The sequence below is a fragment of the Streptosporangium sp. H16 genome (assembly GCF_051918855.1).
GTDB lineage: Bacteria > Actinomycetota > Actinomycetes > Streptosporangiales > Streptosporangiaceae > Streptosporangium.
The window spans coordinates 16135-41760 of record NZ_JBPXMD010000048.1; the positions used below are offsets into that span (position 1 = coordinate 16135).

The window sequence follows — 25626 nt, forward strand, 5'->3', positions numbered from 1 at the left end:
GGCCGGGCCGCCGGGCCGGAAACGGCCGTGGGCCGTGCGGGCCGACCAGCTCCGGGGGGACCTCACCGGACCTTCACGAGAGCGTCGCCCGGTCGTACTACGATCATGCTTCATCGTGCGCATACACCGTTCGGCGGCTTTCGCCTCCCTGGTCGTCACCCTCGGTTCGATCATTCTCAGCCTGGTGATCGGCACCGCGACACCCGCCTGGCTGGTCACCATGTGGTACCCGCCCGGCGAGAGCATCGGAAGGTCTCCTCTGGTGCTGGGCGGGTTGCTGCTGCTCGGGCTGGTGAACTCGTGGATGCTGTGGCAGGTTCTGCGGGGACCCGCGCCCACGGCCGTGCCGATGGGCCGGGCGGCCACGTGGCTGCGGCTGCTGCTGTACGCCGACGTGGTGTGGCTGCTGATCCCCTCGTTCCTCCCGGACCTGGTCGAGACGGTCATCGGGCTGGCGCTCTGGGTGCCCGCGCTCGTGCTGTTCACGGTGGTGCTCACCGGGTCGGGGTGGCCCTTCCGTCTGGCTCTGCTCCTGATCGGGCTGGTGGAACCGGCCATATCGCTCGCGAACAGCCTGGCGGACGATTCAGAACTCCGGTTCTTCGTGAGTTCGGCCTACCGGGCGACTGCCATGGCCGCGGTGGTGACCACGTTCGTCGTGATGGTGTTGCTCCTGCTCGCCCAGCGGCGCGACGGACGCTGGAGCCGGGTGACGCTCCTCATCGGTGCGGGCACGTTCGCGAGCGGGTTCCTGGTGGAGCTCGTGGACACCCTGACGCGCGGCGGCCCGATCGAGTCGATCGCCGAGGCGATGGACGTGCTCTACATCGTCTGGCTGGCGCGCACGGCCCACGAGCTGAACCGTGAGCCGAGGGCGAAAGCGCCTCTGCGAGTGCCCACGGCGGTCGCGGCCGCCGCCGCCGTCCTCCCGCTGATGGTCGTCGGACCCGAGGGCCGTCCGCATCTCACCTACACCTGGCAGAGCGATGGGCTCATGGGGTGGCAGGGCGATGGGCTCATGGGACGGCAGGACGATGAGTTCGCGGAGTGTTGGGCGTGGTCGAAACCGCCACGTGTCGCGGACATCCCGGCCCACAAGCGCGATTGGGCCTACTTGTGCAGCGTGACCAAGCCTGGCCGGCATGTCTCGGACCAGGCACTGCTCGGCAGGGGCAGGGACGCGTGCGCCAGGTTCGCGGCAGGGGAGCCGGTCAAGGCTCGGCCCGCACTGCTCGCGCTGCTCTGCCCGGAGGTGGTTGGACGGAAATATCCGGATCTGTTGCTGTCGTCCGCGCAGATAGAGCAGCAGAGGGCAGAGAAGGAGAACATCGTGCGCGAACGGCTGGCGCGCGAGGCGCGCGAGGAGGACGCCCGGTGCCGCGACCCGTGGCCCGCGTTGCGTACCCGGTTCCAGGCGACCGCGTCCTACTACGACTGGGACGCCCAGCCCTACGGCATCTACGACGCGGAAGCGGACACCGAGGAAGATTCCACGGCGATCTGGAGCGCGGAACGGGCCGACACCCTGGCGACCAGCGGTCAGCTGGCCCTCATCTTCACACCCAGCCAGGACTGGGCGACCTGCGTGACGGCGAAGGCGCTGCGCTCGGTCCCGCCACCCCTGCGACGCAAAGGCTGGGACGCGGTGGTCGAGGCGGACATCGTCAGCGAATCGGGTCGCCTGGTGATGGAGACGCTGTCGGCGAGCAAGGTGCGCTTCCCCGATCTCGCACGCAGCGGTCCCGGCCTCTACCGGCTGCGCCTGTACACGCGACCCGGCGTTGACCTCATCCTCATCTATCCGGCCAGGAGAGCGGCGTAGCGATGGCCGGCCGGTTACGCCGATCGCACGCTCTCCCTGCCCACGTCGGTGCGTGACCCTGAGCGAGCGTCCGCAGTTTCCCGGCGCGGGCTTCGAGGAGCCCGACGCCGGTTCTGCGGCCACCTCTCGCCAGAGGAGCGATCCACGGTCTCGAGTGTGGCGACGATGTGGAGGTATAGGGCAGGTAGCGTGCAAACCATCGTACGGATGAGGCATCGCCCCTACCGTCGCAAGGTATGCAGACAGTGGATGTACTGGTCGTGGGTGCGGGCCTGGCCGGCCTGCGCACAGCCCGCCTGCTCGCGCGACGGGGACTGAGCGTGATGGTGGTCGACCGTCGCAGGTCGCTGTCGACGGGCATCCGCACGACAGGGATCTTCGTGCGCCGCACCCTCGAGGACTTCGACGTGCCGGATCATCTGCTCGGGCCGGGTATCCGGGACGTGCTGCTGTATCCGCCGTCGCGGCGGGCGCCGATCCGGCTCACCAGCGACCGGGACGAGTACCGCGTGGCCGACATGGCGGCCGTCTACGAGCACGAGCACCGCGCGGCGGAGTCGGCCGGGGCGCGGGTTCTGCTGGGCGTACGGTACGTCGACGCGTCGATGGGTTTCGTGCGGTTCGCGGATGCGGAACCGGTGACGGCCCGGTTCGTCGTCGGCGCGGACGGCGCCCGCTCCCGGGTGGCCCGTGATCTCGGCCTTGATGTCAACCGGCGCTTCCTCGTCGGTGCCGAGATCGTCCACCCGATCGCGTCGGGCACGACCGTTCCGGCGTTCCACTGCGTGCTGGACCCCCGGATCGCTCCGGGGTACCTGGGATGGGTCATCGACGACGGCCGGTACGCGCATGTCGGCGTCGCGGGATATCCGAACGCGATGCGTACCGGCATCCGCCACCTGCTGGACGCCTTCGCCGCGGACGCGCCCGGCGGCACACCGCCGGCCGGGCCGGTCGAGCGCCGGGGCGGTCCGATCCCGGTCGGCGGTGTGCTGCGACGGCTGGCGTGCCCCGCCGGACTGCTCGTCGGAGACGCGGCGGGCGCGGTGTCGCCGCTGACGGCCGGTGGGCTGGACCCCTGCCTGCGCATGTCCGAACTGGCCGCGGCGGTCACCGTCGGGTACCTGCGTACCGGCGACCAACGCGTGCTCAGCCGCTACGACGGGCACGCGTTGCGGACCCGGTTCCGAGGCCGACTGCTGCTGCGCCGCGTGTTCGCCGGCATCCGATCCCCCGCCGCGGCGGAGGCGGCGGTGACCGCGCTACGCGGTCGTGCCGGTCGTGCCTTGGCGGCGCGGATCCTGTTCGGCGACGGCTCGTTTCCCGAAGTCAGCTCACGGCTCGCGGACCTGGCGATCGACCACCCTCACCGGTGACGCCGGCCGGCTCGCCTGTGACGGAGGCGTCATCGTCCTTCGCGCCAGGCTCCGTCTCGCGGAAACCACGGCCCGGGAAGGGCTGATCCGCCGGTTTCACCGGACAGCACATGGCCGACCGCCGCCACGAGCAGTCGCGCCCTGTCGGTGCCGGTGGGCCCCACTCGCGTCCTGCCGCCCTCCCCGGCCCGGTTGTCCCGATCGATGCGACTCAGAATCGCGTCCCCGAATTCCTCCGGTGTCCGCAGGCCGCCCAGGACCTCCTCACGGACCTCCTCGTCGAGAAAGTCGTCCCTGGCGACGACGGGTAGTCCCGCGAGGGCGGCCTCCCACACCGTGATTCCCTGTGTCTCCGTGACGGAGGCGGTGGCGAAGACATCGACCCGGCGGTAGAGGTCCGACAGTATTCGACGCTCCACGGGGCCCACCACGAGAAGGTTCGCTCCCAGACGCAGCTGCGCCGCACGCAGCCGAAGCCACGTTCTCGGGTCTTCGCACGGGCCCACGAGGATGAGAGCCGCTCGTGGCCGGCGCTTCGTGACGTGCCCGAACGCCTCCACCAGGAAATCGATTCCCTTCTCCCGGCTCAGACGGCCGACGTAGACGACACGGCTTCCCTCCGAAGTGGCTTCGACGGCCTCGACCAGCCCCTCCGGCGGTGTTCCTCCCCTCAACTCCGATTCCTCGACGCCGGTGGGCAGCACGAAAACAGGCCGCTCGGCTCCCAGGCCCTTCAGGTAGGAGGCGGTTCTGGCGGAGGGGGCGACCACCAGGTCAGCGGCATCGGCCACATACGCGAGGATTTCCCGGATAACGCCGGACCCGCCGGCGCGGGCTGCCTTTCTCGTCAAGTCGAGGCATGACCGAAAACCTCCTCCCCTCAGAACGATGTATGCGGGAAGTATGAACAGCCACGCTAGCCGATATCTGTTGAGGTATAACTCGAAATCCGTATGCCAGGAGAGCGCGACAGGCAATTCCAGCCGGCGCGATGCGCGCAGAGACGCCACCCCGAGAGAGCCGATGGTCTGAACGGAGATGAAATCCGGTTCGAAAACACGAATGATTCTGGCGAGGCTTTTCGCGGAGGCAAGGGAGAGCGGATATCCGTCCAGTGGCGTCCTGAACGACGACACGCGCCACCGCTGCGTGCCCGTTTCGTCCACCCCGTACTCCGAGCGCCGCCCCGGAAAGACCACCCCCACATCATGGCCGGCGGAGACAAGGCCGTGAATCAGAGATTCGACGGAGACCGCCACCCCGTCCATCCTCGGCGAAAATGAATCCGTAACGATAAGGACGCGCATCCCAGGCTCCAATTGATGCGAAACATCCACATATCACCCTGTCCAGGACGATAGTTGTCGAGTCGACAATGCGTAAAGGCCGGATCGTGCATTCTTCCCGTACGTATTCGAAACTCCTGGGGCACGAACGGCAGCATCGGTCCGCGGTGAACGATCTCGCCGGCAGGCCGCCCGGCAAGGGCGCGACGCGTCCACGGGCGGCTGTCCGCGGAGGGCCGAGAACCGTGTGCCGCCGTTCATGGTCGCTTGACCTTGTCGCAGGGGCAGGGGTTCTACTGTTCGTCATGTTGCTGATAGGCGAAATCGCCAAGCTCGCGGGCGTGACTCCGCGCACCGTACGTCATTATCACCGGATCGGTCTGCTTGCCGAGCCGGAGCGTACCGCCGGTGGTTATCGAAGCTACGGTATGAGCGCGTTGAGCCGCTTGCTGCAGATCCGTAAGTTCACCGCGCTCGGCATGGGACTCGGAGAGGTCGCCGACGCCCTGGCGGACACGGGCGCGGTGGACCTGAGGGAGATACTGACCGAGCTGGACGCGGAGCTGGCCGAAGGAGAGTCGGAGATTCAGCGCCGCCGTGCCGTGATAGCGCGCCTCCTCGAACACGGGGACGATCCGACGCTGTCACCCGAGCTCGCCGCGGCCGTCCGCGGCCTCGATCTGCCCCAGAGTGAGATCGGGATCCTCCGGGCGGCGGAGGTGGCGCTGCCCGAACTCGTGGACTCCTACCTCACCGGTGCCGGGCGGGAGTCGCCGTGGCAGGGGTGGGACCTGAAGATGGCCGCGCTGGCGGACACCGGCGCGAACGACCCCCGCGTCGAGGAGATCGCGGGCGAGCTGTACGCGATGCTGCCGGGTCTGCTGCCCACGGACGTCCCCGCCGAACTCACCGCGGACCAGACGGCCACCGTCGCCGCCACGGCACGCTTCGGGCAGATGATGTTGACCGATATGAGCCCTGGCCAGCGGCGGGCCATGGAACTCCTCGTCGAGTACGGACGGCGAGAGCCGGAGAGATGGGGACAGTGATCAGCCGATCCCGGCATCTTCGCCAGGCGGGACGTTTAGGGGGCAATCCATCAAGGGATGGCACTCTTCACCACGGGTGGCGCTCTCCGACACAGGTGGCGCTCTTCGCCACGGGCGGCGCTCTCCGCGGGAACGGGAACGGGAGCGCGGGTGACTCAGAAGAAGGACGGGGCGTCCGGCTCGACGTGCCTGTCGAACAGCCGCCAGGCCCACACCTGCGCGACGACGACGAGGACGAGCGCGCCGAGCCCGTAGGCGGTCAGCACCGCCAGAGCCCGCCCGCTCGCCGGGTGGGCCAGCAGATCGGGTGCGACGGCCAGCCCGGCCGTGGCGGCCGGGACGCTCACCGCCACGGCGCTGAGCGCGAGGATCCGGCCGCCTCCGTCGAACGGGCGGGACCGGATCCACCACAGCGCCGCCACGGCGGCGAGGAGGGGGAGCATCGCCGGGACGTCGCCGAGCCCCCGGGTGACGACGCTCACCGCCAGGCCGCCGCCCGCCGCCACGGCGGTGAGCGCGAGGGCGAGCCTCGTGACCCTGACCCCGAGCCGCCGGACGCCGGGACGGAGACGGCCGGGCAGGCGGCGGGCCAGGAAGGCCGTGCCGTGCGCCGCGAGCAGCGCGGGCAGGGTCACCGCCCACAGCACCGCGTAGGGGGCGAACAGCGTCCCGGGTGACAGCGGCGTCCCGGGCAGGCCGAGGAGCAGGTTGCCGATGACGAACCCCCACGCGACGGCCAGCAGCCCGCTGCCGACGACGATCGCCCTCGCCCACAGGCGCCGCCAGGCACCCCCCGTACGGCGGAGCCTGAACCACAGCCCCGCGTCACGGACGACCCATCCGACGAGACCGGTGACGACGAACGGGTAGAGCCCCGAGATGATCTCTCCTTCCACGAGCGGGAACGCCCCCATCAGCACGCCCGCCACGGCGACCAGCCATACCTCGTTGGCCAGAACGAACGGTGCGAAAGCGGCCACGGAGACGTCCGTGTCGTCGCGCGTGCCGTACCTGCCCAGCAGCAGCCCCGCGCCGAGGACGGCCCCCTCCAGGACGAAGTAGCCGACCAGGACCAGCCCCAGGATCAGTAGCCAGACGACGTCCATGGCGTTTCCTCCCTTTCCGATCTTTCCGGTCTTTCCGGCGACAGGTGAGTGGCGGCGTCGGCCTCCGGCGCCGGCAGGGTCCTGGCGCCGAGCCTGAGCGCGTCCTCGTCGGGGCCGCGCCGGACGAGGTGGGCGATGAGCGAGTAGTCGACGGCGGCCAGCAGGAGCAGGACCGCGGTGAACGCGACCAGCGATCCGGTGATGGCCCCCGCGCCGATGTCGCCGAGCGCCTCCTCGGTTCTCAGCAGGCCGTAGACGGCCCAGGGCTGGCGGCCCACCTCCCGGACCACCCATCCGCAGATGACGGCGACGAACGGGAGCGGGATCAGGAACACCATCACGTGCAGCAGCGGCCGCAGGCGGACGCTCCAGCGCCAGACCATCAGCGGGAGGAGGATCAGGGAGAGCAGCGCCAGTATCTGGCCGATGTAGACCATGACCTGGCTCACCTCGTGGATCCACGTGGGCGGGGTGAGGTCGCCCGGCCCGAACCGGGCGGCGAGCAGGCTCCGGGCCCTGGCGAGCTCCTCGGCGCTGCCGCCGGTCAGCGCCGTCTTGGCGGGCTGGAAGCCGCCGATCACCGGGAACTGCGCGATGCCGGTGAACATGACCGACGGCGCGGTCACGGCCGCCACCACCAGGCCCACGCGCATCGAGCGGCGGAAGAAGTCGGCGTCCCGCGTGCGCCGGACGAAGTGGTGGGCACTGACGCCGGCCACGAAGAACGCCCCGACGCTGAGCGCGGCCGGCAGCAGATGGGCCAGGGCCACCGTCAGGGCGGGGTTGCCCACCAGCGCGCCGAAGTCGGTCAGGCGGATGCCCGCCCCGTGCCTCTCGTACCCGACCGGGTGCTGCATGAAGGAGTTCGACACCATGATGAAGAACGCCGAGGCGTAGGCCGTCAGCGTGACGACGGCGAACGCGCCGAGGTGCGCGATCCGGGGGAGCCGGTGCCATCCGAAGATCCACAGCCCGAGGAAGGTGGACTCCAGGAAGAACGCCACCAGGGTCTCCAACGCGATGGACGCGCCGAAGACGTCCCCCGTCAGCTTCGCCAAGCCGCTCCAGTTGAGCCCGAACTGGAACTCCATCACGATGCCCGTGGCGATGCCGAGCGCGTAGTTGACGAGATAGATCTGCCCCCAGAACCGGGTCATCCGCTCGTACACCGGCCTGCCGCCGAACACCCATCTGGCCTGCATGTACAGGATCAGGGGCGCGAGACCGAGGGTCAGCGCGACGAAGAGGAAGTGCAGGCTCGTCGTCAGCGCGAACTCAAGCCTGGCGAGGTCGAGTGGCTCCATGGTCTCGCACGCTAGAGGCGTGCCCGGGGGCCGGTCGTCATCCCGTGGGGGCGTCAGGAAGCGCCGCCGGGCGTATGCGGCCCGCTCACCGTACGCCGGGAGGCGCCGCCGGGCGTACGCGGCCTCTCACCACAGGCCGGGAAGCATCGCCGGGCGTACGCGGCCCGCTCACCGTACGCCGGGAACGACCAGTCCCGTCTCGTAGGCGATCACCACGAGTTGCGCGCGGTCCCGCGCCCCCAGCTTGAACAGGGCACGGCCCACGTGGGTCTTCACCGTCGCGGGGCTGATGAAGACGCGCCGGGAGATCTCCTCGTTGGACAGCCCGCCGCCGACGAGTCCCACGATCTCCTTCTCGCGTTCTGTCAATACGCCCAGAGGCGTGTCGTCGAGCCGGTGGGGGCGCTCTCCTGTGACGAAGCCCTCGATGAGGCGGCGCGTGACGCCGGGGGAGAGCAGCGCCTCCCCCCTGGCCACCACGTGGACGGCCCTGCGCAGCTCGTCGGGGTCGGTGTCCTTGAGAAGGAAGCCGCTGGCCCCGGCCCGCAACGCGTCGAAGACGTACTCGTCGACCTCGAAAGTGGTGAGCATGACGATCCGCACGTCCCGCAGCGAGGCGTCGCCCACGATGGCCCGGGTCGCCTCGATGCCGTCCAGGACCGGCATGCGGATGTCCATCAGCACGATGTCGGGCCGCTCCCCGCGTACCAGTTCGACGGCCTCGGCCCCGTCGGACGCCTCACCGACGACGACGATGCCGGGGTCGCGTTCGAGCAGCGCGCGGAAACCGGCGCGCACCAGCGTCTGGTCGTCCACCAGGGCGACGCGCGTGCTCACCGGTGCCCCTCCTTCGTGGGCAGCCAGGCGTGGACGCGGAACCCCCCGCCGGGGGCGGCGCCCGCGGTGAGGTGGCCGCCGAGCACGGCGACGCGCTCCCGCATCCCGGTCAGGCCGTGGCCGGGCGGCCCCTCCTCGGACCCTCCCGGCCCGCGGCCGTCGTCGACGACCTCGATGGAGATGCCCGACGGCTCGTAGGAGACGGTCATCTCGACCACGCTCGCCCCCGAGTGCCGAATCACGTTCGTCACCGACTCCTGGATGATCCGGTAGGCACTCGCGTCGACCGCCGCCGGAAGGTCGTACGGCTCCCCGCGAGTGTTCCAGCCTACGTGGAGTCCCGCCCGTTCCGCCATCGTGGTGAGGTCCCGCACGCTCGACAGACGGGGTACGGGAGAGCGGGGCTCCCCGCCAGGATCGAGGTGGCGCAGCAGGCCGATCGTCGAGCGTAGCTCGTTCATCGCCTCGACGCTCGCCCCGCGGATCACCGCCACCGCCTGCCTGCTCCGCTCGGGCCTCTCCTCGAACAGCTCGTGGGCCACCTGGGCCTGCACCTGGATCACCGTGACGGTGTGGGCGATCACGTCGTGGAGCTCCCGGGCGATCCGCAGCCGCTCGGCCTCGATGCGGCGCTCGGCCTCGGCCTCCCTGGCCTCCTGGGCGATCCGCAGGCGCTCGCGCACCTCCTCCGCGAGCGCCTGCCTGCTCCGCGCCGCCTCGCCGAGGAAGAGCACGGCCGCCAGCAGCGCCGCCTGGAGCGCCGCCTTCTCGACGAGGAGGCTGAGCACCGGGTCCCGGACGACGATCGCGCGGTAGCCGACGCTGTAGACGCTGAGCGCGCCCACGACCACCGCCGCCCAGCCGAAGTGTCCGCGCTCCGCGGCCGTGTACGTGGCCACGCCCAGGACGATCGCGACGGACAGGCTCGGGTAGGCGAGGGAGTGGTAGACCAGCACCAGCGCGCAACTGGCCACCAGGACCGGCAGTGGCCAGGCGCGACGGGCGAGCAGGACCAGGCCCATCCCCGCGCCGATGGCGTAGGCCGTCGCGTCCGGGGGCCTGGCGCCCGGCTCGGCGGACACGCCGATCATCGTTGTCGCGGCGACGGCGACGAGGACGGCGAGCGTCCCGTCGAGCATGCTGGGCGGGACACCTCGCAGTAGCGCCCGGAGGGCTCGTACCGGCATAGCGTGACCATAGGACGGCTGCGCCTTTCCCGCGTCATCCTCAAAGACGCTTTCGTCATCCTCGACGACGTTTTCGACATCTCGAAGACGCTTTCGCGGCCGGTCGGCCGGCCTGCGCCGGGGACACCGGTGGCGAGATCTGGGAACGGCGAGATCCCACCCGATCATGTCGATCGGACGGGACCTCACCGTTTCGCGCCGGCGCCCGCGCCGCTCGGCAGCGGGCGAGCAGCACCGCGACCGCGCCGCTCGGCCGGCGAGCAGCATCGCGACCGCATCGGCGCCCGCGCCGCCCCGGCCGGCGAACCGCACCGCGACCGCGCCGACGCCCGTTCCCTCAGCCGGCGAGCAGTGCCGCGACCGCGCCGGTCGTCGCCGGGTGCCGGGCGAGCAGCTCGCCCGCCGCCGTGCCGCCGGCGGGCGCCGCCCACTCCACCGGGTGGCCGAGCAGCGCGGCCACGGCGTCGCACGCCCCCGGATGTCCGGCCAGCAGGGCGGCCACCGGCCCGCCCGGCGCGCGCCGGACCGTCTTCGCGGGCGCGGGCGCCGCTCTCTCCCACGGCGGGACCCACGCGTCGAGCTCGGCCAGCCCGCCGGGGAAGGTCCGGCCCGCCTCGCGGACGAGCACGGGCACCAGCTCCAGCGCGTGCCGCCGCAGCGTCGTGATCAGCGTCGGCAGCCACGGCAGCAGGACCGGGTCGGGCAGCCGGGCGAACGCCTTGGACAGCACCTCGACCACGAACGGCGCGAGGGCCGGAACCGGCTCCAGCGCCTGGACGAACCCGCTCAGGTAGAGCGGGAAGGAGGGGATGACGAGCGGGTTGGCCAGCAGCTCGTCACACCGGGCGCGCAGCTCGGCCTGCGAGAGCAGGCCCAGCTGGGTTCTGGCCGCCCACAGCAGCGCCACCTTGGCAGGGGCCTCCGGGTGCGACTGCCGCACCGCTAGCTCCAGCTGGGTCCGGTCACAACCCAGCGACAGCGCGAGGCTCTCCATGCCGAACAGGAAGCCCAGCGTGGCGCCGACCTGGCGGACACCGGTGTCCTCGTCCACGAAGGCGGTCGGCAGCAGCGTGCAGTAGTGCGCGTAGCCGGCCGTGACGAACGCCTCGCACCAGGCCGGCAGGTCCGGCTGGGTGGCCCGGTAGTGGGCCAGCAACCTGCGGATCCGGTGCAGCACCTCGGGAGCGTCGTCCACGGTGCGTTCGGCGGCGAGCAGTTCCACCGCGCGGTTGCCGAGCTCGTCGGTGAGGCGGCGGCCGCCCAGGTAGAGAATGGCGTCCTCCACGGCGGCCAGGGCGGTCCCCGCGGTGGCCCGCGGCTCCCACACCTTGCGGCGCAGCCGCTGTTCCAGCACCTGCTCGACGGTGACGCCCTCGTAGCCCAGCTCGATGATCGACCGCTGGTGGCGGCCGATCGCGATGTCCCAGCTCTCCTGGATCGGCCGCTCACCCAGGCGGCGCGTCCCCATGATGGGCCGGACCGCGTCCTCGGGCAGCAGGTAGCGCAGTTTCCACAGCAGATCCGAGCACGGCACCAGCTCGGGATCGACGGTGAGGTCGAGCAGCGCCCGCTGCAGGGTGCGCCTGCTCAGGTCCAGCCCGAGCGGTTCCAGCCGGTCGTACACGTCGCGGGCCAGCGGCGGGAGCGCGTGGTAGCCGACCTGGCCGATCCGGTCGCCGCCCAGCAGGATCTCGCACAGGCGGCGGATGTCGCGGCGGCCCGGCACCACGTCCTTCTCGATGCACGTGACGGCGGCGTCCTGGAAGTCGTACGGCGTCGGCCTGGCCCGGTTGCGCAACCCCGCGAGCAGGATCGAGGTCTCGAACACGGCGATGGCGTCGGCCGTACTGGCCAGGTAGCCGTTGCGGCGGGCCAGCCGCACGATGTCGACGCACCATCCGCGCAGCTCGGCCTCGTCCAGGCCGTCCAGCGCGGGCGGGGTGGCGAGGAATCCCGACAGCCGGTCGGTCACCGGCTCCGGCGGGACCGGTTCCACGGCCCGCGCGGCCCGTGCGGTCTTCGCGCGCGAGCGCGTGCCCTGCTGCCCTCCCAGCCGGTACGGGGTGACGCCGCCGCGCGTCGTGGCCTTGGCCCAGGTCGCCGCGGCGATCGACACCGACCCCTGGGCCAGGCCGAACTGGGCCTCGATGGCCGAGTGGCTGGAGGGGATGAGCCCGTACAGCCAGCGGGTGGCCGTGCGGGGGGTGACGACGTAGTCCTGCACGCCGGACGCCAGCCCGAACTCGGGCACCGTGCTGACCGCGTGGAAGGCGCCGCACACGTACAGGCAGTGCGCGGGGTCGGCGCCGGAGGAGGCGAGGTGCTCGTGGATCCGGGTCCACATGTAGCGCTCGCGCTCCTCGTCGTCGGCCAGCCGGTCGCCCCCGGGGCCCAGCCGCCGGAACAGGCTGCCGACCAGTGCCATGGCCTGCCGGTAGGTGTCGTGGTCCGCGCCGGTCAGCGGCTGCTCGACGTACTGGTCCCACCACTCCGACCAGTGCCGGACCTTGCCGTGGCGCAGCAGGTGCTCCTCCAGCTCGGCGAAGCGCGGGCGCAGGTCGCCCACCTCCACGCCCACGGCGTCGCCGTGCAGGTCACCGGCGCCCTCGCCGGTGCCTTCACCGGTACGGCCGGGGGCGACTGGTCCGGCCGGTCCGGCCGGTTCCCGGGGCAGCCACTGGAAGACGTGGTCCGACGAGCGGTCGACCAGCACCAGCTCGACGTCCGGCGTCTCCAGCGCGTAGGCGATGGCCTGGTACTCCGCCGACGCCTCGGTGACCGGCGCCACCACGCTGAGCGGGCCGGAGCCGGGCGGGAAACCCTCGAGCTCGGTGGCGAACGCCTGCAGCGCCACCGGCAACCGGCAGTTGCGCAGCTCCTCCAGCAGCGGCCGCAGGTCCTCGCACAGCTCCAGGTAGATCACCTTGGGTTGCTTCTCGCGCAGCCGCCGCGTCATGGCCAGCGCGGAGGCCGGCGAGTGGTGGCACACCGGGAAGATCTCGAGCTCCTCGCCCAGCGCCCGGTCGACGTCGTCGACCAGGCCCGTCAGGATCCCGGACAGCGCGTCCGGGCCGCCGGCGAACGCGGTGGCGGCGCCGAGGAGCTGCTCGCGCAGAGCGGTGAAGGCGCTCCTGGCAGTGCTCACCTCAGTGCTCACCGCAGTGCTCGTGTCAGTACTCACCGCAGTGCTCGTGTCAGCGCTCATATCAGCGTTCATGACAGTGCTCACGACAGGGTGGAGATGGCCTGGCGGCCGCCTTCGAGGAAGGCCGTCCACTCCCCGCCCTCCCGCTGGCTGCGCGGCTCGACGACCCCGTGCCAGTACTTGTTCAGGATGGCCAGGTCCTCGGGGGCGCGCCTGGCCAGCGAGCCCACCAGGGCGCCGGCCAGCGTCTGGGCGCGCAGGGTGCGGTCGCCGAAGAAGTTGCTGTGCAGAATGGCGTCCTCCAGCACGCCGATCTGCTCGGCGGTGGACAGCGCCGACTCCAGCTTCTCGTCCTCGCTGCCGGCCGAGGCCGCCGCGGCGCGCAGGTCGGCGAAGCTCTGCAGCAGGATGTCCAGCAACGTGGGCGGCAGGTCCAGCTCGATCCGGTGGCGGCGCAGCAGCTCCTCGGTGCGGAAACGGACGATCTCCGCCTCGCTGGCCTTGCTCGTCACGACCGGGATCCTGACGAAGTTGAACCGGCGCTTCAGCGCCGAGGACAGGTCGTTCACCCCCCGGTCGCGGCTGTTGGCCGTGGCGATGATGGAGAACCCGGGCCGGGCGAACACGATGTTGTCGGTGTCGAGCTCGGGGATGGACATGTACTTCTCGGACAGGATCGAGATCAGGGCGTCCTGCACGTCGCTGGTCGAGCGGGTCAGCTCCTCGAAGCGCCCGATCACGCCCTGCTCCATCGCCGTCATGATCGGCGAGGGGATCATCGACTCGCGGGACTGGCCCTTGGCGATCACCATGGAGACGTTCCACGAGTACTTGATGTGGTCCTCGGTCGTCCCGGCCGTGCCCTGGACGCCCAGGGTGGAGTTGCGGCAGATCGCCGCGGAGAGCAGTTCGGCCAGCCAGCTCTTGCCGGTCCCGGGGTCGCCGATCAGGAGCAGGCCGCGGTCGGAGGCGAGCGTCACGATGCTGCGCTCGACGAAACTGCGGTCACCGAACCACTTCTGCGGGATCTCCCGCTCCAGCCCGTCGGAACGCTCGGAGCCGAGCACGAACAGCCGCACCATCCGGGGGCTGAGCCGCCAGGAGAACGGCTTGGGGCCGTCGTCGACCGACTCCAGCCAGTCGAGCTCCTCGGCATACTTCACCTCGGCGGGGGCGCGCAACATCTCGTTGGTCATCGGGGGTCTCCTAAGCGAGGAAGTTCTTCAGTTCGAGTACGAGCTTGCGGATGTGGCCGGAGATCACCGGCGTGCCCTGGTCCTTGAGCTTCTGCCGGAACCACGGGTTGACGCTCTGCTGGCCGCCGCTGTTCACCGAGCCCACCGGGATGAGCCGGGCACCGGAGCGGTGCAGTGCCTCCATGCCGGCGAAGACGGCCTCGGACCGCCATTCGTAGAAGTCCGAGATCCACACGACCACGGTGTTGCGCGGGTCGGCGACCTTCGGCTGGGCCAGGGTCAGGGCGGCCGTGCCGTCGGTGCCGCCGCCGAGCTGGGTTCGCAGCAGCACCTCGAACGGGTCGTGCACCCACGGGGTGAGGTCGAGCGCGCGGGTGTCGTAGGCGATCAGGTGCACGTCCACCTTGGGCAGCCCGGCGAAGATCGACGCCAGGATGGTGCAGTTGACCATCGCGTCGACCATCGAGCCCGACTGGTCGACGACCACGATCATCCGGGCGGGGGTGGTGCGCCTGGCGGTTCGCCGGTAGTACAGCCGGTCGACGTAGAGCCGCTGGTCCTCAGGATTCCAGTTGACGAGGTTCTTCCAGATCGTGCGCTCGACGTCGAGGTTGCGGAAGACCCGCTTGGGCGGCACCGACCGGTCGATGACGCCCGCGCCGGCCTTCTCGACCTGCGTGCGGAGCACCTCGGCGACCTCGTCGACGAACCTGCGGATCAGCGCCTTGGCGTTGGCCAGCGCCACCCCCGAGAGGTTGGACTTGTCGCGCAGCAGCTGCTCGACGAGCGACATGCTCGGCGTGAGCCGCCTGGCCAGCACCGGGTCGGCCAGCACCTCACGCAACCGCATGCGGCTGACCAGGTCGGCCTCCAGTCCGGCCAGCACCGCGGCCAGCTCGCGGTCACTCTCGGTGCCGCCGCCACGGCCGCTCCCGCTGCCCGCCGCGTGGCCGTTCCCGTTCCCGGTTCCGTTCCCGGTTCCGGGGTCGTTTCCTTGACCGTTCCCGGGGCCGCCTTCCGGGCCGGTCCCGCCGTCGCGCGCACAGCCCAGGGCCTGCCTGAACCAGCCCGCGTCCTGCTGCCAGGCCGCGAGCCGGGTGGCGGTGACCTCTCCCGTCCCGGTGGCGAAGACGTTGAGCAGCAGTTTCGACACCAGGGCCGCCCTGCGCACCTCCGCGCCGGACGTATCGGATTCGCCGGTCGCGTGCTCCGGCGGTGTCATCAAGGTCTGGAAGTCGGCGGCCAGCTCGGGGAAGCGCTGCACCAGGGTGTCGACCGACACCGAGGGGTCGAGCAACGCCCCCGGCAGGCCGAGGTCGTCGACGACGGCCGCGCTCGCGGTCTCCAGCGCGGGCTGCTCGTCATTGTCGAAGAGGCGGGCGAGCAGCCGCCAGTAGAGAACCTGGCGGCGGTTCTGCTCGGCACTCGTCACGGTGTCGTGGCTGTTCTCGCTCATCGTCGCAGCAACCGTCCGGCCCGCTCGCGCAGGATGGCGACCGCGTCTCCGGTCCTGGCCTCGGCCTTCACCGCCTTGGGGTCGGTGGGTCCCAGCGCCCAGTCGCCGGTGTGCACGTCGAGCGTCTCGCGCTTGACCTTGGTCTGGACGGCCAGCGGCTGCAGCAGCCAGCGGCCGTCGTCCCAGCGGACCAGCCCGATGCACGCCGAGGAGCCCGCCACCAGCTTCGGGGTGAGCGGTCCGCAGGCGGGCAGCAGGCCGGTGTCGACGGCGAGCACGGCGCCGCCCAGGTCGAACGAGCCGTCCGCGGTGACCTTGTAGCCCTCCACCAGCACGGGCTCGGCGATGCGCACCGGATGGCGGTCGAGGGGCGGTACGGCGGGCGCGAGCACGCCGGCGAGCCGGAGCCTGGCCACGGCGAAGGGGTCGGCCGGTTCTCCGGCCCGCGCCCGGCCGTCGTCCCACAGCAGGTCGCCGCCTGCCAGCACCGGCATGTCGGTGATCTCCAGGCTGCGCCGTCCGGCCAGCGCGCCCAGCAGCAGGGGGTGGCGGTGCAGCAGCTTCCACACGGCGGGACCGACGATGGTGTCCACCTTGGCGGCGGCGACGGTGGCGCGCACCAGCCGGGCCTGCCCGCCGCCGGCGGGTTCCAGCACCCCGTGCACCTGCGCCTGGACGGCGGTGGAGTGCTCGTGCACGTCGACGCCGAGGATCAGCAGCCGTCCCGACAGTTCCGGCGGACGGCCGGCCGGAGCGGACTCGCCGGTCCGGCCGCCCGTGCCGGTCAGGAGGAGGGCCCGGGTCCACAGGTCGGCCCAGCGCCGTACCGGCAGCCGCTCCATCGTGCCGACCGGGCTGGAGGCGCGCAGCTCGGCCGCGAGGCCGTCGAGCAGCACCGCCGGCCTGCGCTGCTCCGGCACGGCCAGCAGCGCCTCGATGACCTGGTCGGCGGCGGAGACGAGACCGTGGTCGACACCGCGCCAGCCGGTGATGGCCAGCTCGCACAGCCAGGACCGGGCGGCGCCGAGCAGGTTTTCGGAGTCCGTCCCGGCGTCGGGCGCGGCCTGCCACGTGCCGCGTTCGCGCCCCAGCGCCCCGTCCAGGCCGGCCAGCAGGGCGTCGTGCACGGCGCCGAGCAGCGCGGCCCGGCCGCCGGCCAGCGTCGTCAGCGACTCCTCGGTGATCGATCCTGCGGTGATCTTGGCCGTGGCCTCCGCGAGCCCCCCGCCCAGCGGGGTGAGCGCGAAGGCGTCGGCGAGCGCGGTCAGCGCGGCGGCGCGTTCCTCGGCGAGCCGGGCCAGCCCGTGCACCAGGGCCTCGTCGAGGCCGGTCACCAGGTCCAGCGCCTCCCCGAGGCCCGCCGGGTCGCCGTCGAGCAGCTCGGTCAGCTGCACGGGGAGCATCAGCGCACCACCCCCGTGGCCGGGGACGTGGCCGGGAACCAGTGGAGCTCGGGGATCGGCGCGGTGGTGTCGGGCAGCTCCAGGTAGGCCAGATGGCGAAGGAAGCGGCTGAACACCATGGCCGCCGGGGCGGGCTCGTGGCCGCCCCGCAGGCAGTCGATCAGCTCGGCTCCCTCAGAGACCTCCGCCCGCAGGTAGCGGGCCACCCGGTCGGCGCCGTACTGCAGGACGGCCTCGGCGGCGAGGGCCCGCAGATGCTTGCACGGCGAGCCGTACAGGCCGCCGCACGGGCGGTTGTTGTTGGTACTGCAGTTGTAGGCGTGGGTGCCCGCGGCGATGGAGGAGACGTAGACGCGGCTGATGTCCGAGCCGCTCGACACGACACCCTGCAGCCGTCCGTCCGCCAGCTCGACGAAGGGGACCTTCGCCAGCTTGCGGGGCTGGACGGGTGGCACCACCCGCACCCTGCTGCACTGCTCCCATGCGGCCCTGCCGGCCGCTGAACGGTCGATCATGAATCGGGAACCTAGCGCCGCACACCGACAGAAACACTGCGAAGGCGGGAACCGACCCGCGCGGGCGGCGAAGCGGTCATCGGGCGCGCCGGGCCCGAGCGTTCGCGGGGCGGGGACGGCCGTTTCCCCCGCGGGTGTCGCTCAGGCGGCCGGGGCGCTGCTCAGGCGGTGTCGCCGGTGTCGCCGGTGTCGGCGCCGTCGCGGTAGGCGCTCGGGCTCACGCCCAGGACGCGTTTGAACGCCGAGCTGAAGCCGAACGCGTCGGAGTAGCCCACCCTGCGCGCCACCGTGGCGACCGTCGCGGCGGGCTCGGCCAGCATGTCGGCGGCGAGCGCCATCCGCCACTCCGTCAGGTACGTCATCGGCGGCTCGCCCACGAGCTCGGTGAACCGCCTGGCCAGAGTGGTGCGCGAGACGCTCGCGGCGGTCGCGAGGGAGGCGAGCGTCCACGGCCTGGACGGGTCGTCGTGGATGGCGCGCAGGGCCGGTCCGGCCACGTCGTCGCTCAGGGCGGCGTACCAGCCGGGACTGACCGCCTCCGGCCGGTCGAACCAGTCGCGCAGCGTGCACACCAGCAGCCAGTCGAGCAGCCGGTCCAGCACGATCTGGTGACCCGGGCGGCCGGAGAGGAGCTGCGCCTCGAGGTAGGCGCCCATGGTGGCGCAGTCATGGTCGTCCGGTATGACGAGCACGGGGGGCAGCACCCGGACCAGGCGGCGGGCGACCTCGCCGTTGACCCGGTACGACCCGGCCAGCAGGATGGTGTGACCGGTCAGGTCGCCGGCGACGGCGCCGTCACGGCGGACGTCCCGCGCCGGGCGCGGTGTGTCGGTGTCCGCGAACACGAAGGGCTCCGGCCCGCGCACGATCGCCGCCTCGCCCATCCGTACCCGCCGGGCGTCGTCCCCTTGGACGATCCACCCCTCGCCGCGCAGGGGGACGCAGAGCGTCAGGGAGGGACCGTCGGCGAACCTGAGCGCCCACGGCGGCGACAGCACCGACGCGCCGAAGACGGAGCCCTCGCCGCGCACCCCCCGCAACAGGTCGTCGTACGGGTCCATGCCGCTCACGATAACGGGATGATCGGGCAGGCGCGGCGTACGCCTGGGATGCCACGACAACGGGACGATCGGACAGGTGCGGCGTACGCCCGGCCATGGGCGGCCGGCTCCCCGCGCGGTTGGCTCTGTGACATGAGAGAGATCCTGATTCTGGGCGCGACGGGCAAGACCGGTCGCAGGTTGGTGCGGCGGCTGCGCGCGGAGGGAGAGCGGGTACGGCCCGCGTCCCGCTCCAGCGAGGTGCGGTTCGACTGGTCGGAGCCCGCCACCTGGGAGAACGCGCTGCGAGGCGCCGAAGCGGTATATCTGGTGGCGCCCGACGACCCCGCCCCGGTCCACGACTTCGTCAAGCGGGCCGCGGACGTCAGGCGCTTCGTGGTGCTGTCCGGCCGGGGCATGGACCTGGTCGGCGAGGACTTCGGGCAGGGCATGGCCGCCGCGGAGCGGGCAGTGCGCGACTCGGGGGCGGAGTGGACGATCCTGCGGCCGAACAACTTCAACCAGAACTTCGACGAGGACCTGTGGCACGCGCCGCTGCGGGCGGGGCGGCTGGCGCTGCCGATCGGCGACGTGCCCGAGCCGTTCGTCGACGTCGACGACGTCGCCGCGGTCGCCGCGGCCGTGCTGACGGGGGACGGGCACGCGGGGCGGACGTACGACCTGTCGGGGCCGCGCGGGCTGACCTTCGGCGCGGCCGTCGAGGTCATCGCGCGGGCCGCGGGCCGGTCCATCGAGTACGTCGAGCTGACCCCGGAGGCCTACCGGGCCGAGCTGCTCGCCCAGGGGTACCCGGAGGCGGCGGTCAGCGCGCTGAACGCCCTGTTCGCCCTACACCGCGCCGGTCACACCGCCGAGCCCGCCGACGGGGTCCAGCGGGTGCTCGGCCGACCCCCGGTCGCGTTCGAGGACTACGCGACCCGGATCGCCGCCACCGGCGCCTGGTCGTGACACCCGGCGGGACCCGGTCGTGAGCTCCGGCCGGGTCCGGCCACGGGCGCCGGCGGTTCCGGGGCGTCAGGGTGCGCTGTGGCGCGGGGAGGACCGCAGGGCGTCGAGCAGGGCGTCGGGGGTGTCGGTGAAGAGACGGATCGTGGTGGCCTCGGCGCGGCCGCCGAGGGGGCGGACCACGGTGACCGGCTCGGTCAGCTCGACGACCACGTTGGTCTGGGAGGACACCACCACGCTGAGCCGCGAGCCCGTCAGGGTGATCATGCCGCTCTCGTCGTAGGCGCGCGACAGCCGTACCGAGGAGATCAGATCGCGGGGGACGCGCAGGTCGAAGTACACGCCGGAGCGGATGCGCAGTTCCCCGGGAGTCACGACGTGGGGCCGGGTGACGCCGGCCGCGCCGACCATGAACACGTACACGATCCCGTAGAGGTCGGCCACCAGCACGGCGAGGCGCACCCCGTGCGGCACGTCGAGCGCCTTCAGCAGCAGATCGATCCCCACCGTCTCCACGACCATCACGAACAGCAGCACCAGCAGGATCGACGACTGCTCCCGCGAGTACGGCGCGGCGACGGCGCCGGGCGGCACGCCGTCGCGGCGGCGCCCGATCCACAGGGCGATGCTCACCAGTCCCTTCAGCTCGAATCCCACGAGCCTGCGCACCTGCACGGGCACCAGGAGGTGGAAGGTCGCCACGAGCGCCGCCCGCCGGTCGGCGCCGCCCCGGCGCTCGGCCCCGAACAGCCGGTACGCGGTCACCGCCTCCAGGACGAGCACCGACGCGACGGCCAGCTCCGCCACCACGATCACCGGGCCGGGCAGCGGCACCCCCGACACCAGCAGGACCACGAGCAGCAGCTCCATGGGGATGACGGCGAACAGCGCGGCACGGGCGGCCCCAAGCATCAGGTTCTCTCCTTGAGTGTCGTCATGACCAGCTGGAACACCTCGGCCTGGGCGGGGGACACCTCGGCGTACATCGTCTCCAGCCACCGCCCGCCGTCCGGCCTCTCCGCCGGGCCGGAACCGGGCGGGCGCGAGGGGCCGGGGGCCGGATCCAGGTTCGCGACCATCACCGAGGCCATCTCGGCGGGGATGTGGGCGACGAGGTCGGCGGCGAGCGCGGCGACGCGGGGATCGCCGGGATCCGCGTCCGCGAGCTCGTCCAGCCGCCGGTAGAGGTCGTGCCCCCGCGCGAGCGCGTCGGGCTCGGTGAGCGGGCGCATCAGGTCGAGCAGCTGCGCCCGGCCGGACGGGTCGGCCACGGTGTCCACCAGCGCGAGCAGCTCGCGGTCGATTTCGGCGAACCTCGAACCCGTGGCGGGAAGGTCGCGGAGCACCGCGGCCATGTCGGGGGAGACCATCGAGTCGGGGTGCGGGTCCGCCTCCGCCAGCAGCGCGGCCAGCCGGTCCCGCCTGGCGCCGATCGCCTCCTGCTGCCTGGCCAGGTCCGTGTCCAGCTCCTGGAGCACCTCGCGCAGTTCCTTGCCCCGGTCGTCGGCGAGCACGTCGCGGATCTCGTCCAGCGACAGGCCGAGTTCGGCCAGCCGTCGTACCCGGGCCAGGACGACCGCGTCGCGCAGCCCGTACTCCCGGTAGCCGTTGGCCAGGCGCACGGGCTCGGGGAGGAGGTCCAGGTGGTGGTAGTGGCGCACGGTCCGGGCGGACACCCCGACCAGCGCGGCGAGCTCGCCGATCCGCATGCCCTCATTAGAAACGTTGACGCTACGGCAAGGTCAAACCCGGCGGCTGATGCTCAAGTGGATGCTCGGCCGGTCGCATCACGTCCCCTGCGAGGTCCCGGGGAAAGGGATGAGGGCCGGTCGGGGCGCGCGTGGAGAGCGGGCCCCGACCGGGAGTGGGTCAGATGTCGCCGTTCTCGATGGCCTGCTTCAGGCCCGCCTGCGTCGCCTGGTGGGAGGAGACGCCGCCCGCGACGACGAAGTCGATCAGCGCGGTGTCCGCGTCGAAGGTGAGGTACTCGGTGACCTGGGTCTTCCCGGGGGACAGCTTCTTGAAGACGATCTTCTGGTGCGTGACGACGCCGGGCAGCGACCAGGTGTCGGTCTCGTAGGAGAGGGTCGCGTAGTCGATGCGCTGCTGCGCGTGCGTGTTGCTGACGACGATCGAGCCCTCGTAGGGGATCTCCTCGACCGCGGTGAAGTTGACGTGGCGCTTACCGTCCTGGAAGCAGTCCTTGTGGGTGACGACCCGCTTCAGGAACGAGTGCATGCCGAGGTGGTTGTTGATGTTCGAGTACGCCGGGAACACGCGGCTGACGGGGGCGTCGATCGTGATCGAGATGCTCTCCTGCGCCCGGCTCCGCCCCGAATCCGGGAGGGGAGGAATATTCTCGTAGAACTTGTGGGTGTCCCAGGCTGCCTGCCACTCGGCGGCGAGCTGGGGGTCGGTGTCGGAGGTGGCCGCGCCGGCCGGGCCCGAGAAGGCGGTAAGGACGAGGACCGCAGCGAGCAGCTGGGCCGCGAGGAGTCGGAGATGCTTCTTCACGTGTACCCCAAGGGGAGGCATTAAGTACAAGTGATCTTTTACCGCATGTTGTAGTGATCTCGGTACTTTTGCGGCGAAGAGGCGAAAAAATCTTTTTATGGCGTTATGTACGTATGGGTGTGCCGAGAAGCCCGGCGCGATCTCCTGTCCCGCGCCGGTCAGGCGCGTTCCTGCCGGGGCAGGACCACCTCCCGCAGGATGAGCAGGATGGCCGCGGCCATCGGGATGCCCAGCAGCGCGCCCACCACGCCGAGCAGCGCGCCACCCAGCAGGGCGCCGACGATCGTGGCGAGCGGCGGCACGTCGACCGAGCTCTTCATCACGGCCGGGGCGATCCAGTAGTTCTCGATCTGCTGGTAGATCGTGAAGAAGACGAGGCAGACGATGCCGACGGTCGGGGAGACGAAGAACCCCACCAGGGAGGCGACCCCCGCGCCGATGAAGGCGCCGACCAGGGGGATGAGGTCGGTGAGCGCCACGATCAGGGCGAGCGCCAGGGCGTACGGGACCTGCATGATGCTCAGGAAGACGAAGGTCGTCACGCCGGCGATGAGCGAGATGATCAGATTCCCGGCGACGTAGCCGCCGATGCTGTCGATGATCTGATCGCCGAGCAGGGTCGCGCGGGTCCGGCGGGTCCGGGGGACGAGGCGGTAGGCCATCCGCTTGAGCGACTTCAGCGAGCCCAGGAAGTAGAGGGTCAGCACCAGCACCGTCAGCGAGTTGAAGACCGCCCCGATGAGGACCGTCCCGATGCCGAGCACGCCGCCGAACATCTGGGTGCCGAAATCGCCGCTCGTCACGTACGTCTGGAGCTTCTCCAGCAGCTGGAAGCGCTGGTCCAGGTCGCGGATCACCGGGTTGTTCTGCAGCTCCTGGACGTACTGCGGGAGCTGGTCGACGAACTGGGAGGACTGCGTGGTCAGCGGGGGGACCACGGCCAGGCCGAAGACGACGAAGACGAGGATGACGCCCAGGAAGACGATGGTGATGGCGATCGCGCGCGGGACGTTGCGCCGCTGGAGGAACTCGACGGCCGGGTTCAGGCCGATGGCCAGGAAGAGCGAGACGACGATGAGGATCAGCACCGAGCTCGCGCTCGCGACGGCCTGCACCAGCCACCAGGCGGTGAGCACGCCCAGGGCGGCGGTGAAGCCGAACACGAAGGGGTTGTTGCTCATCGAGCGCCCTGGACGGCCGAACGGAAGGTTCGGCGCCACAGCCGAGGGCGGGGCCGCGCCGGAGGACGCGGTGGCCCCGCGAGCGGGGCCGTACCCGCTCGCGGGGCCGCCGGGGTCCGCGGGCGGGGTGGGCGGCAGGACCAGGGGGCCCGCGGAGGTCAGGATCGGCTCGGGCGCCGCGGGGTCCGCGGGCTCGGCGGCCGGTGCGGCCGAGGCGTCTGACCCGGCCGGTCCGGTCGACGGGGCGGGCGCGGCCGGTCCGGCTGAGGTGAGGGGCTCTGCGGTTCCGGCCGATGAGGTTGATGAGGCCGGTGCGGCCGGTGCGGACGCCTCCGCGGGCGGAACGCCGGGGGCGGGCGGGGACACTGCCGCCGCTGTGGCGCGGTCAGCGGAGATGGGCTCGGGCACCAGCGGCCACTGCCCTTTCCAGAGAGAGATAGTCAGCTTCCGTCACCCTACTTTTCCCTGGTCACCGCACGGTTCGAAGCACCGGAGGGACGGGAGGGGCGGAAGGAGTGACGGATGGTGCCGTCAGGGCATGTTGACGTACTGGCGGGGCCGCAGGGCGTGGCTGCGCAGGGCGGCCAGGGCGGCGGAGCGGCCCGCCGGGGTGAGGCGGCCGTCGACGCGGAGGCCGAAGGCGTCCAGGCGCCTGCCCAGCTCGGTGAGCGAGGCGTCGACCTCCACGGTCTGCCACTCCGCGCAGTCGATCACGGCGGTGACGTGGTCGCGGTCGGCGGGGGCGCCGTCGGCGAGCAGCATCAGCGCCACCTCCCTGGCCGAGGCGCGGAAGCCGTTCTCCCCCGACGCGGGGGCGAGCAGGGCGGCCGCCGCGGTCTCCCAGAGCAGGTCGGCGTCGGCGAGCAGGCGCTCGCCGGCCGGGGTGGTCACCAGGCGCCTGCCGGTCTGGCGCAGAGCGCCCATCTGGTCCTGGGCCACCTCGCGGACGGCCGCCAGCTCCGCGCCGCTCCAGGTGCTCTCGGCGAGCACGGAACGGGCGAGGTTGTGCCGCTGGGTCAGCGGGATGCCTCCGGGGCGGCGGCCCACGGTCAGCAGCCAGCGCAGCGCTCCCAGGTGGTCCTCGTCCGGCGCGGGGATGGGCGCGTGCAGCCGCACCTCGAAGGGCTGGGCGAGCTCGCGCCAGGCGGTGCCCCGGCCGAGGACCCAGCGGTTGAGCCGCTCGCCCTGGACCCGGTGCAGCCAGTTGTCGCCGCCCAGCTCGGGACGGGGCGTGGTGAGCCAGTGGCTGGTGAGCTTCTGCCGCTCCTCGGGGCCGGGGACGAGCTCACCGGAGACGATGGCCAGCTCCAGCGCGGCCGAGCAGGCGCCGTGCGCGCCCAGCTCCTCGGGGCCCATGATCGAGCTCCACCGCAGCTCGGGGACGTCGGGCGGGAGCACGCCCGTCGCGTCCAGGGCGGTCTGGTACGCGGCCATTCCCGCGTCCTCGCCCAGCCGGGCGTAGGTGCGCAGGATCTGGGTCGTCGTGGCCGACGAGCACAGGGCGGCGTAGCGCTCGAGGCCGCCCAGCCGCAGCAGCCGGCCCAGCGCGCGGGCGATCGCCGGGCGGTCTCCGGTGACCTTGGAGGGCAGGGTGTACCAGAGGAACTCGCACACGTTGAGCTCGGTGATCGTTTCCAGTGGCTCGCCGCCGGTCAGCCAGTCGATCGCGCTACGGGCGTGCTCGGCGGAGGCTGGCTCGGAACGCTCCAGCTCCGACAGGAGTGCGGCCACGTCCGGTGCAGGCATGCTTCGAAGTCTGCCGTATGCGGGCCTGCTCTGACGATGGACGTGACGTAATGGATCCTGCACGGTGCCTACCCTAGGAAATGTCTTCTAAGTGGCTCATATGCGGACGCTCAGATCCAGCCCTTCTTGAAAAGCATTCGTGAACTCCACTCGGCGTACGGGACGATCTCGGCGGTGAGCACCGGGTAGAGCCACCAGAAGTTGACGAGCGCGAGTAGGGCGAAGGCCCCCACGACCGCGGCGCCGACGATCCGGCGTCCCTGCGGGGCGCTCGCCGGGCCGAGGATCAGCCCGGCCGCGAGCACGATCGCCATGATCATGAAGGGGACCATGGGGATCGCGTAGAACAGGAACATGGTCCGGTTGTGGACGATGGCGTAGTAGAACCAGGGGAGCCAGCCGGCGGCGTAGCCCAGGAGTACGGTCCCGGCGCGCCAGTCGCGGGTGGCGACGTACCAGGCGATCATGGCGATGAGGGCGGCGAGACCCCCGTACCA

General features: G+C 71.6%; 20 protein-coding genes and 1 pseudogene. 4 read left to right on the plus strand and 17 right to left on the minus strand.

Going from position 1 to position 25626, the window contains the following annotated elements; genetic code table 11:
• The first annotated feature begins 115 nt into the window (after positions 1-115).
• A complete protein-coding gene (locus ACTOQ2_RS40090; RefSeq protein ID WP_440106666.1) occupies positions 116-1822 on the plus strand; it encodes a hypothetical protein in 1707 nt (568 codons plus the stop codon).
• Positions 1823-2058: 236 nt separating this feature from the next.
• The gene (locus tag ACTOQ2_RS40095) at positions 2059-3198 is read left to right on the plus strand and encodes an FAD-dependent oxidoreductase (protein WP_440106668.1); all 1140 of its coding nucleotides are present in this window, start codon (positions 2059-2061) and stop codon (positions 3196-3198) included.
• 29 nt (positions 3199-3227) lie between these two features.
• Here ACTOQ2_RS40095 and ACTOQ2_RS40100 read toward each other — a convergent pair whose 3' ends face one another.
• Complete coding sequence (locus ACTOQ2_RS40100) at positions 3228-4457, minus strand: glycosyltransferase (RefSeq protein ID WP_440106670.1); 1230 nt, start codon at positions 4455-4457, stop codon at positions 3228-3230.
• Between the two features lie 332 nt (positions 4458-4789).
• Here ACTOQ2_RS40100 and ACTOQ2_RS40105 point away from each other — a divergent pair, with 332 nt between their 5' ends.
• Positions 4790-5533, plus strand: a complete 744-nt coding sequence (locus ACTOQ2_RS40105; RefSeq protein WP_440106672.1) for a helix-turn-helix domain-containing protein — start codon at positions 4790-4792, stop codon at positions 5531-5533.
• Positions 5534-5688: 155 nt separating this feature from the next.
• Here ACTOQ2_RS40105 and ACTOQ2_RS40110 read toward each other — a convergent pair whose 3' ends face one another.
• The 10 genes from ACTOQ2_RS40110 to ACTOQ2_RS40155 form a co-directional block, all read right to left on the minus strand.
• The gene (locus tag ACTOQ2_RS40110; RefSeq protein WP_440106674.1) at positions 5689-6639 is read right to left on the minus strand and encodes a cytochrome d ubiquinol oxidase subunit II; all 951 of its coding nucleotides are present in this window, start codon (positions 6637-6639) and stop codon (positions 5689-5691) included.
• On the minus strand, positions 6618-7943 hold the full coding sequence (locus ACTOQ2_RS40115; RefSeq protein ID WP_440106676.1) for a cytochrome ubiquinol oxidase subunit I: 1326 nt from the start codon (positions 7941-7943) through the stop codon (positions 6618-6620). The genes ACTOQ2_RS40110 and ACTOQ2_RS40115 overlap by 22 nt, the downstream gene beginning before the upstream one ends.
• A 168-nt stretch (positions 7944-8111) precedes the next feature.
• Positions 8112-8780: a response regulator gene (locus ACTOQ2_RS40120; RefSeq protein ID WP_440106678.1), complete on the minus strand. Its 669-nt coding sequence runs from the start codon at positions 8778-8780 to the stop codon at positions 8112-8114.
• Positions 8777-9967 carry a sensor histidine kinase gene (locus ACTOQ2_RS40125; protein WP_440106680.1) on the minus strand — a complete coding sequence of 397 codons (1191 nt, stop codon included), beginning with the start codon at positions 9965-9967 and terminating at the stop codon, positions 8777-8779. The genes ACTOQ2_RS40120 and ACTOQ2_RS40125 overlap by 4 nt, the downstream gene beginning before the upstream one ends.
• Before the next feature lie 337 nt (positions 9968-10304).
• The gene (locus tag ACTOQ2_RS40130; protein WP_440106682.1) at positions 10305-13172 is read right to left on the minus strand and encodes a DUF5682 family protein; all 2868 of its coding nucleotides are present in this window, start codon (positions 13170-13172) and stop codon (positions 10305-10307) included.
• A 20-nt stretch (positions 13173-13192) separates the two neighbouring features.
• Entirely contained in the window at positions 13193-14308 is a 1116-nt protein-coding gene (locus ACTOQ2_RS40135; RefSeq protein WP_362846326.1) for an ATP-binding protein, read from the minus strand.
• A 10-nt stretch (positions 14309-14318) separates the two neighbouring features.
• On the minus strand, positions 14319-15764 hold the full coding sequence (locus ACTOQ2_RS40140) for a vWA domain-containing protein (RefSeq protein WP_440106684.1): 1446 nt from the start codon (positions 15762-15764) through the stop codon (positions 14319-14321).
• Positions 15761-17167 carry a hypothetical protein gene (locus tag ACTOQ2_RS40145; protein ID WP_440106686.1) on the minus strand — a complete coding sequence of 469 codons (1407 nt, stop codon included), beginning with the start codon at positions 17165-17167 and terminating at the stop codon, positions 15761-15763. The genes ACTOQ2_RS40140 and ACTOQ2_RS40145 overlap by 4 nt, the downstream gene beginning before the upstream one ends.
• Positions 17167-17682 carry a hypothetical protein gene (locus ACTOQ2_RS40150; protein WP_440106688.1) on the minus strand — a complete coding sequence of 172 codons (516 nt, stop codon included), beginning with the start codon at positions 17680-17682 and terminating at the stop codon, positions 17167-17169. Before ACTOQ2_RS40150 ends, ACTOQ2_RS40145 begins: the two co-directional genes overlap by 1 nt.
• 161 nt (positions 17683-17843) lie before the next feature.
• On the minus strand, positions 17844-18743 hold the full coding sequence (locus ACTOQ2_RS40155) for an AraC family transcriptional regulator (RefSeq protein ID WP_440106690.1): 900 nt from the start codon (positions 18741-18743) through the stop codon (positions 17844-17846).
• A 132-nt stretch (positions 18744-18875) separates the two neighbouring features.
• Between ACTOQ2_RS40155 and ACTOQ2_RS40160 the strand changes: the two genes are divergently transcribed.
• Positions 18876-19691, plus strand: a complete 816-nt coding sequence (locus tag ACTOQ2_RS40160; protein ID WP_440106692.1) for an NAD(P)H-binding protein — start codon at positions 18876-18878, stop codon at positions 19689-19691.
• 66 nt (positions 19692-19757) lie between these two features.
• On the opposite strand, the gene ACTOQ2_RS40165 is transcribed toward ACTOQ2_RS40160, so the two are convergent.
• The 6 genes and pseudogenes from ACTOQ2_RS40165 to ACTOQ2_RS40190 all read right to left on the minus strand — a co-directional run.
• The gene (locus ACTOQ2_RS40165; RefSeq protein WP_440106694.1) at positions 19758-20600 is read right to left on the minus strand and encodes a hypothetical protein; all 843 of its coding nucleotides are present in this window, start codon (positions 20598-20600) and stop codon (positions 19758-19760) included.
• Positions 20600-21397, minus strand: a complete 798-nt coding sequence (locus tag ACTOQ2_RS40170) for a MerR family transcriptional regulator (protein ID WP_440106696.1) — start codon at positions 21395-21397, stop codon at positions 20600-20602. Before ACTOQ2_RS40170 ends, ACTOQ2_RS40165 begins: the two co-directional genes overlap by 1 nt.
• Positions 21398-21557: 160 nt before the next feature.
• On the minus strand, positions 21558-22202 hold the full coding sequence (locus ACTOQ2_RS40175; RefSeq protein WP_440106698.1) for a hypothetical protein: 645 nt from the start codon (positions 22200-22202) through the stop codon (positions 21558-21560).
• Between the two features lie 158 nt (positions 22203-22360).
• Positions 22361-23548, minus strand: coding sequence for an AI-2E family transporter (locus ACTOQ2_RS40180; protein ID WP_440106702.1), 1188 nt, complete (start codon positions 23546-23548; stop codon positions 22361-22363).
• Between the two features lie 366 nt (positions 23549-23914).
• On the minus strand, positions 23915-25129 hold the full coding sequence (locus ACTOQ2_RS40185; RefSeq protein WP_440106700.1) for a hypothetical protein: 1215 nt from the start codon (positions 25127-25129) through the stop codon (positions 23915-23917).
• A 110-nt stretch (positions 25130-25239) separates the two neighbouring features.
• A pseudogene (locus ACTOQ2_RS40190) lies at positions 25240-25626 on the minus strand (phospholipid carrier-dependent glycosyltransferase); the annotation flags it as partial.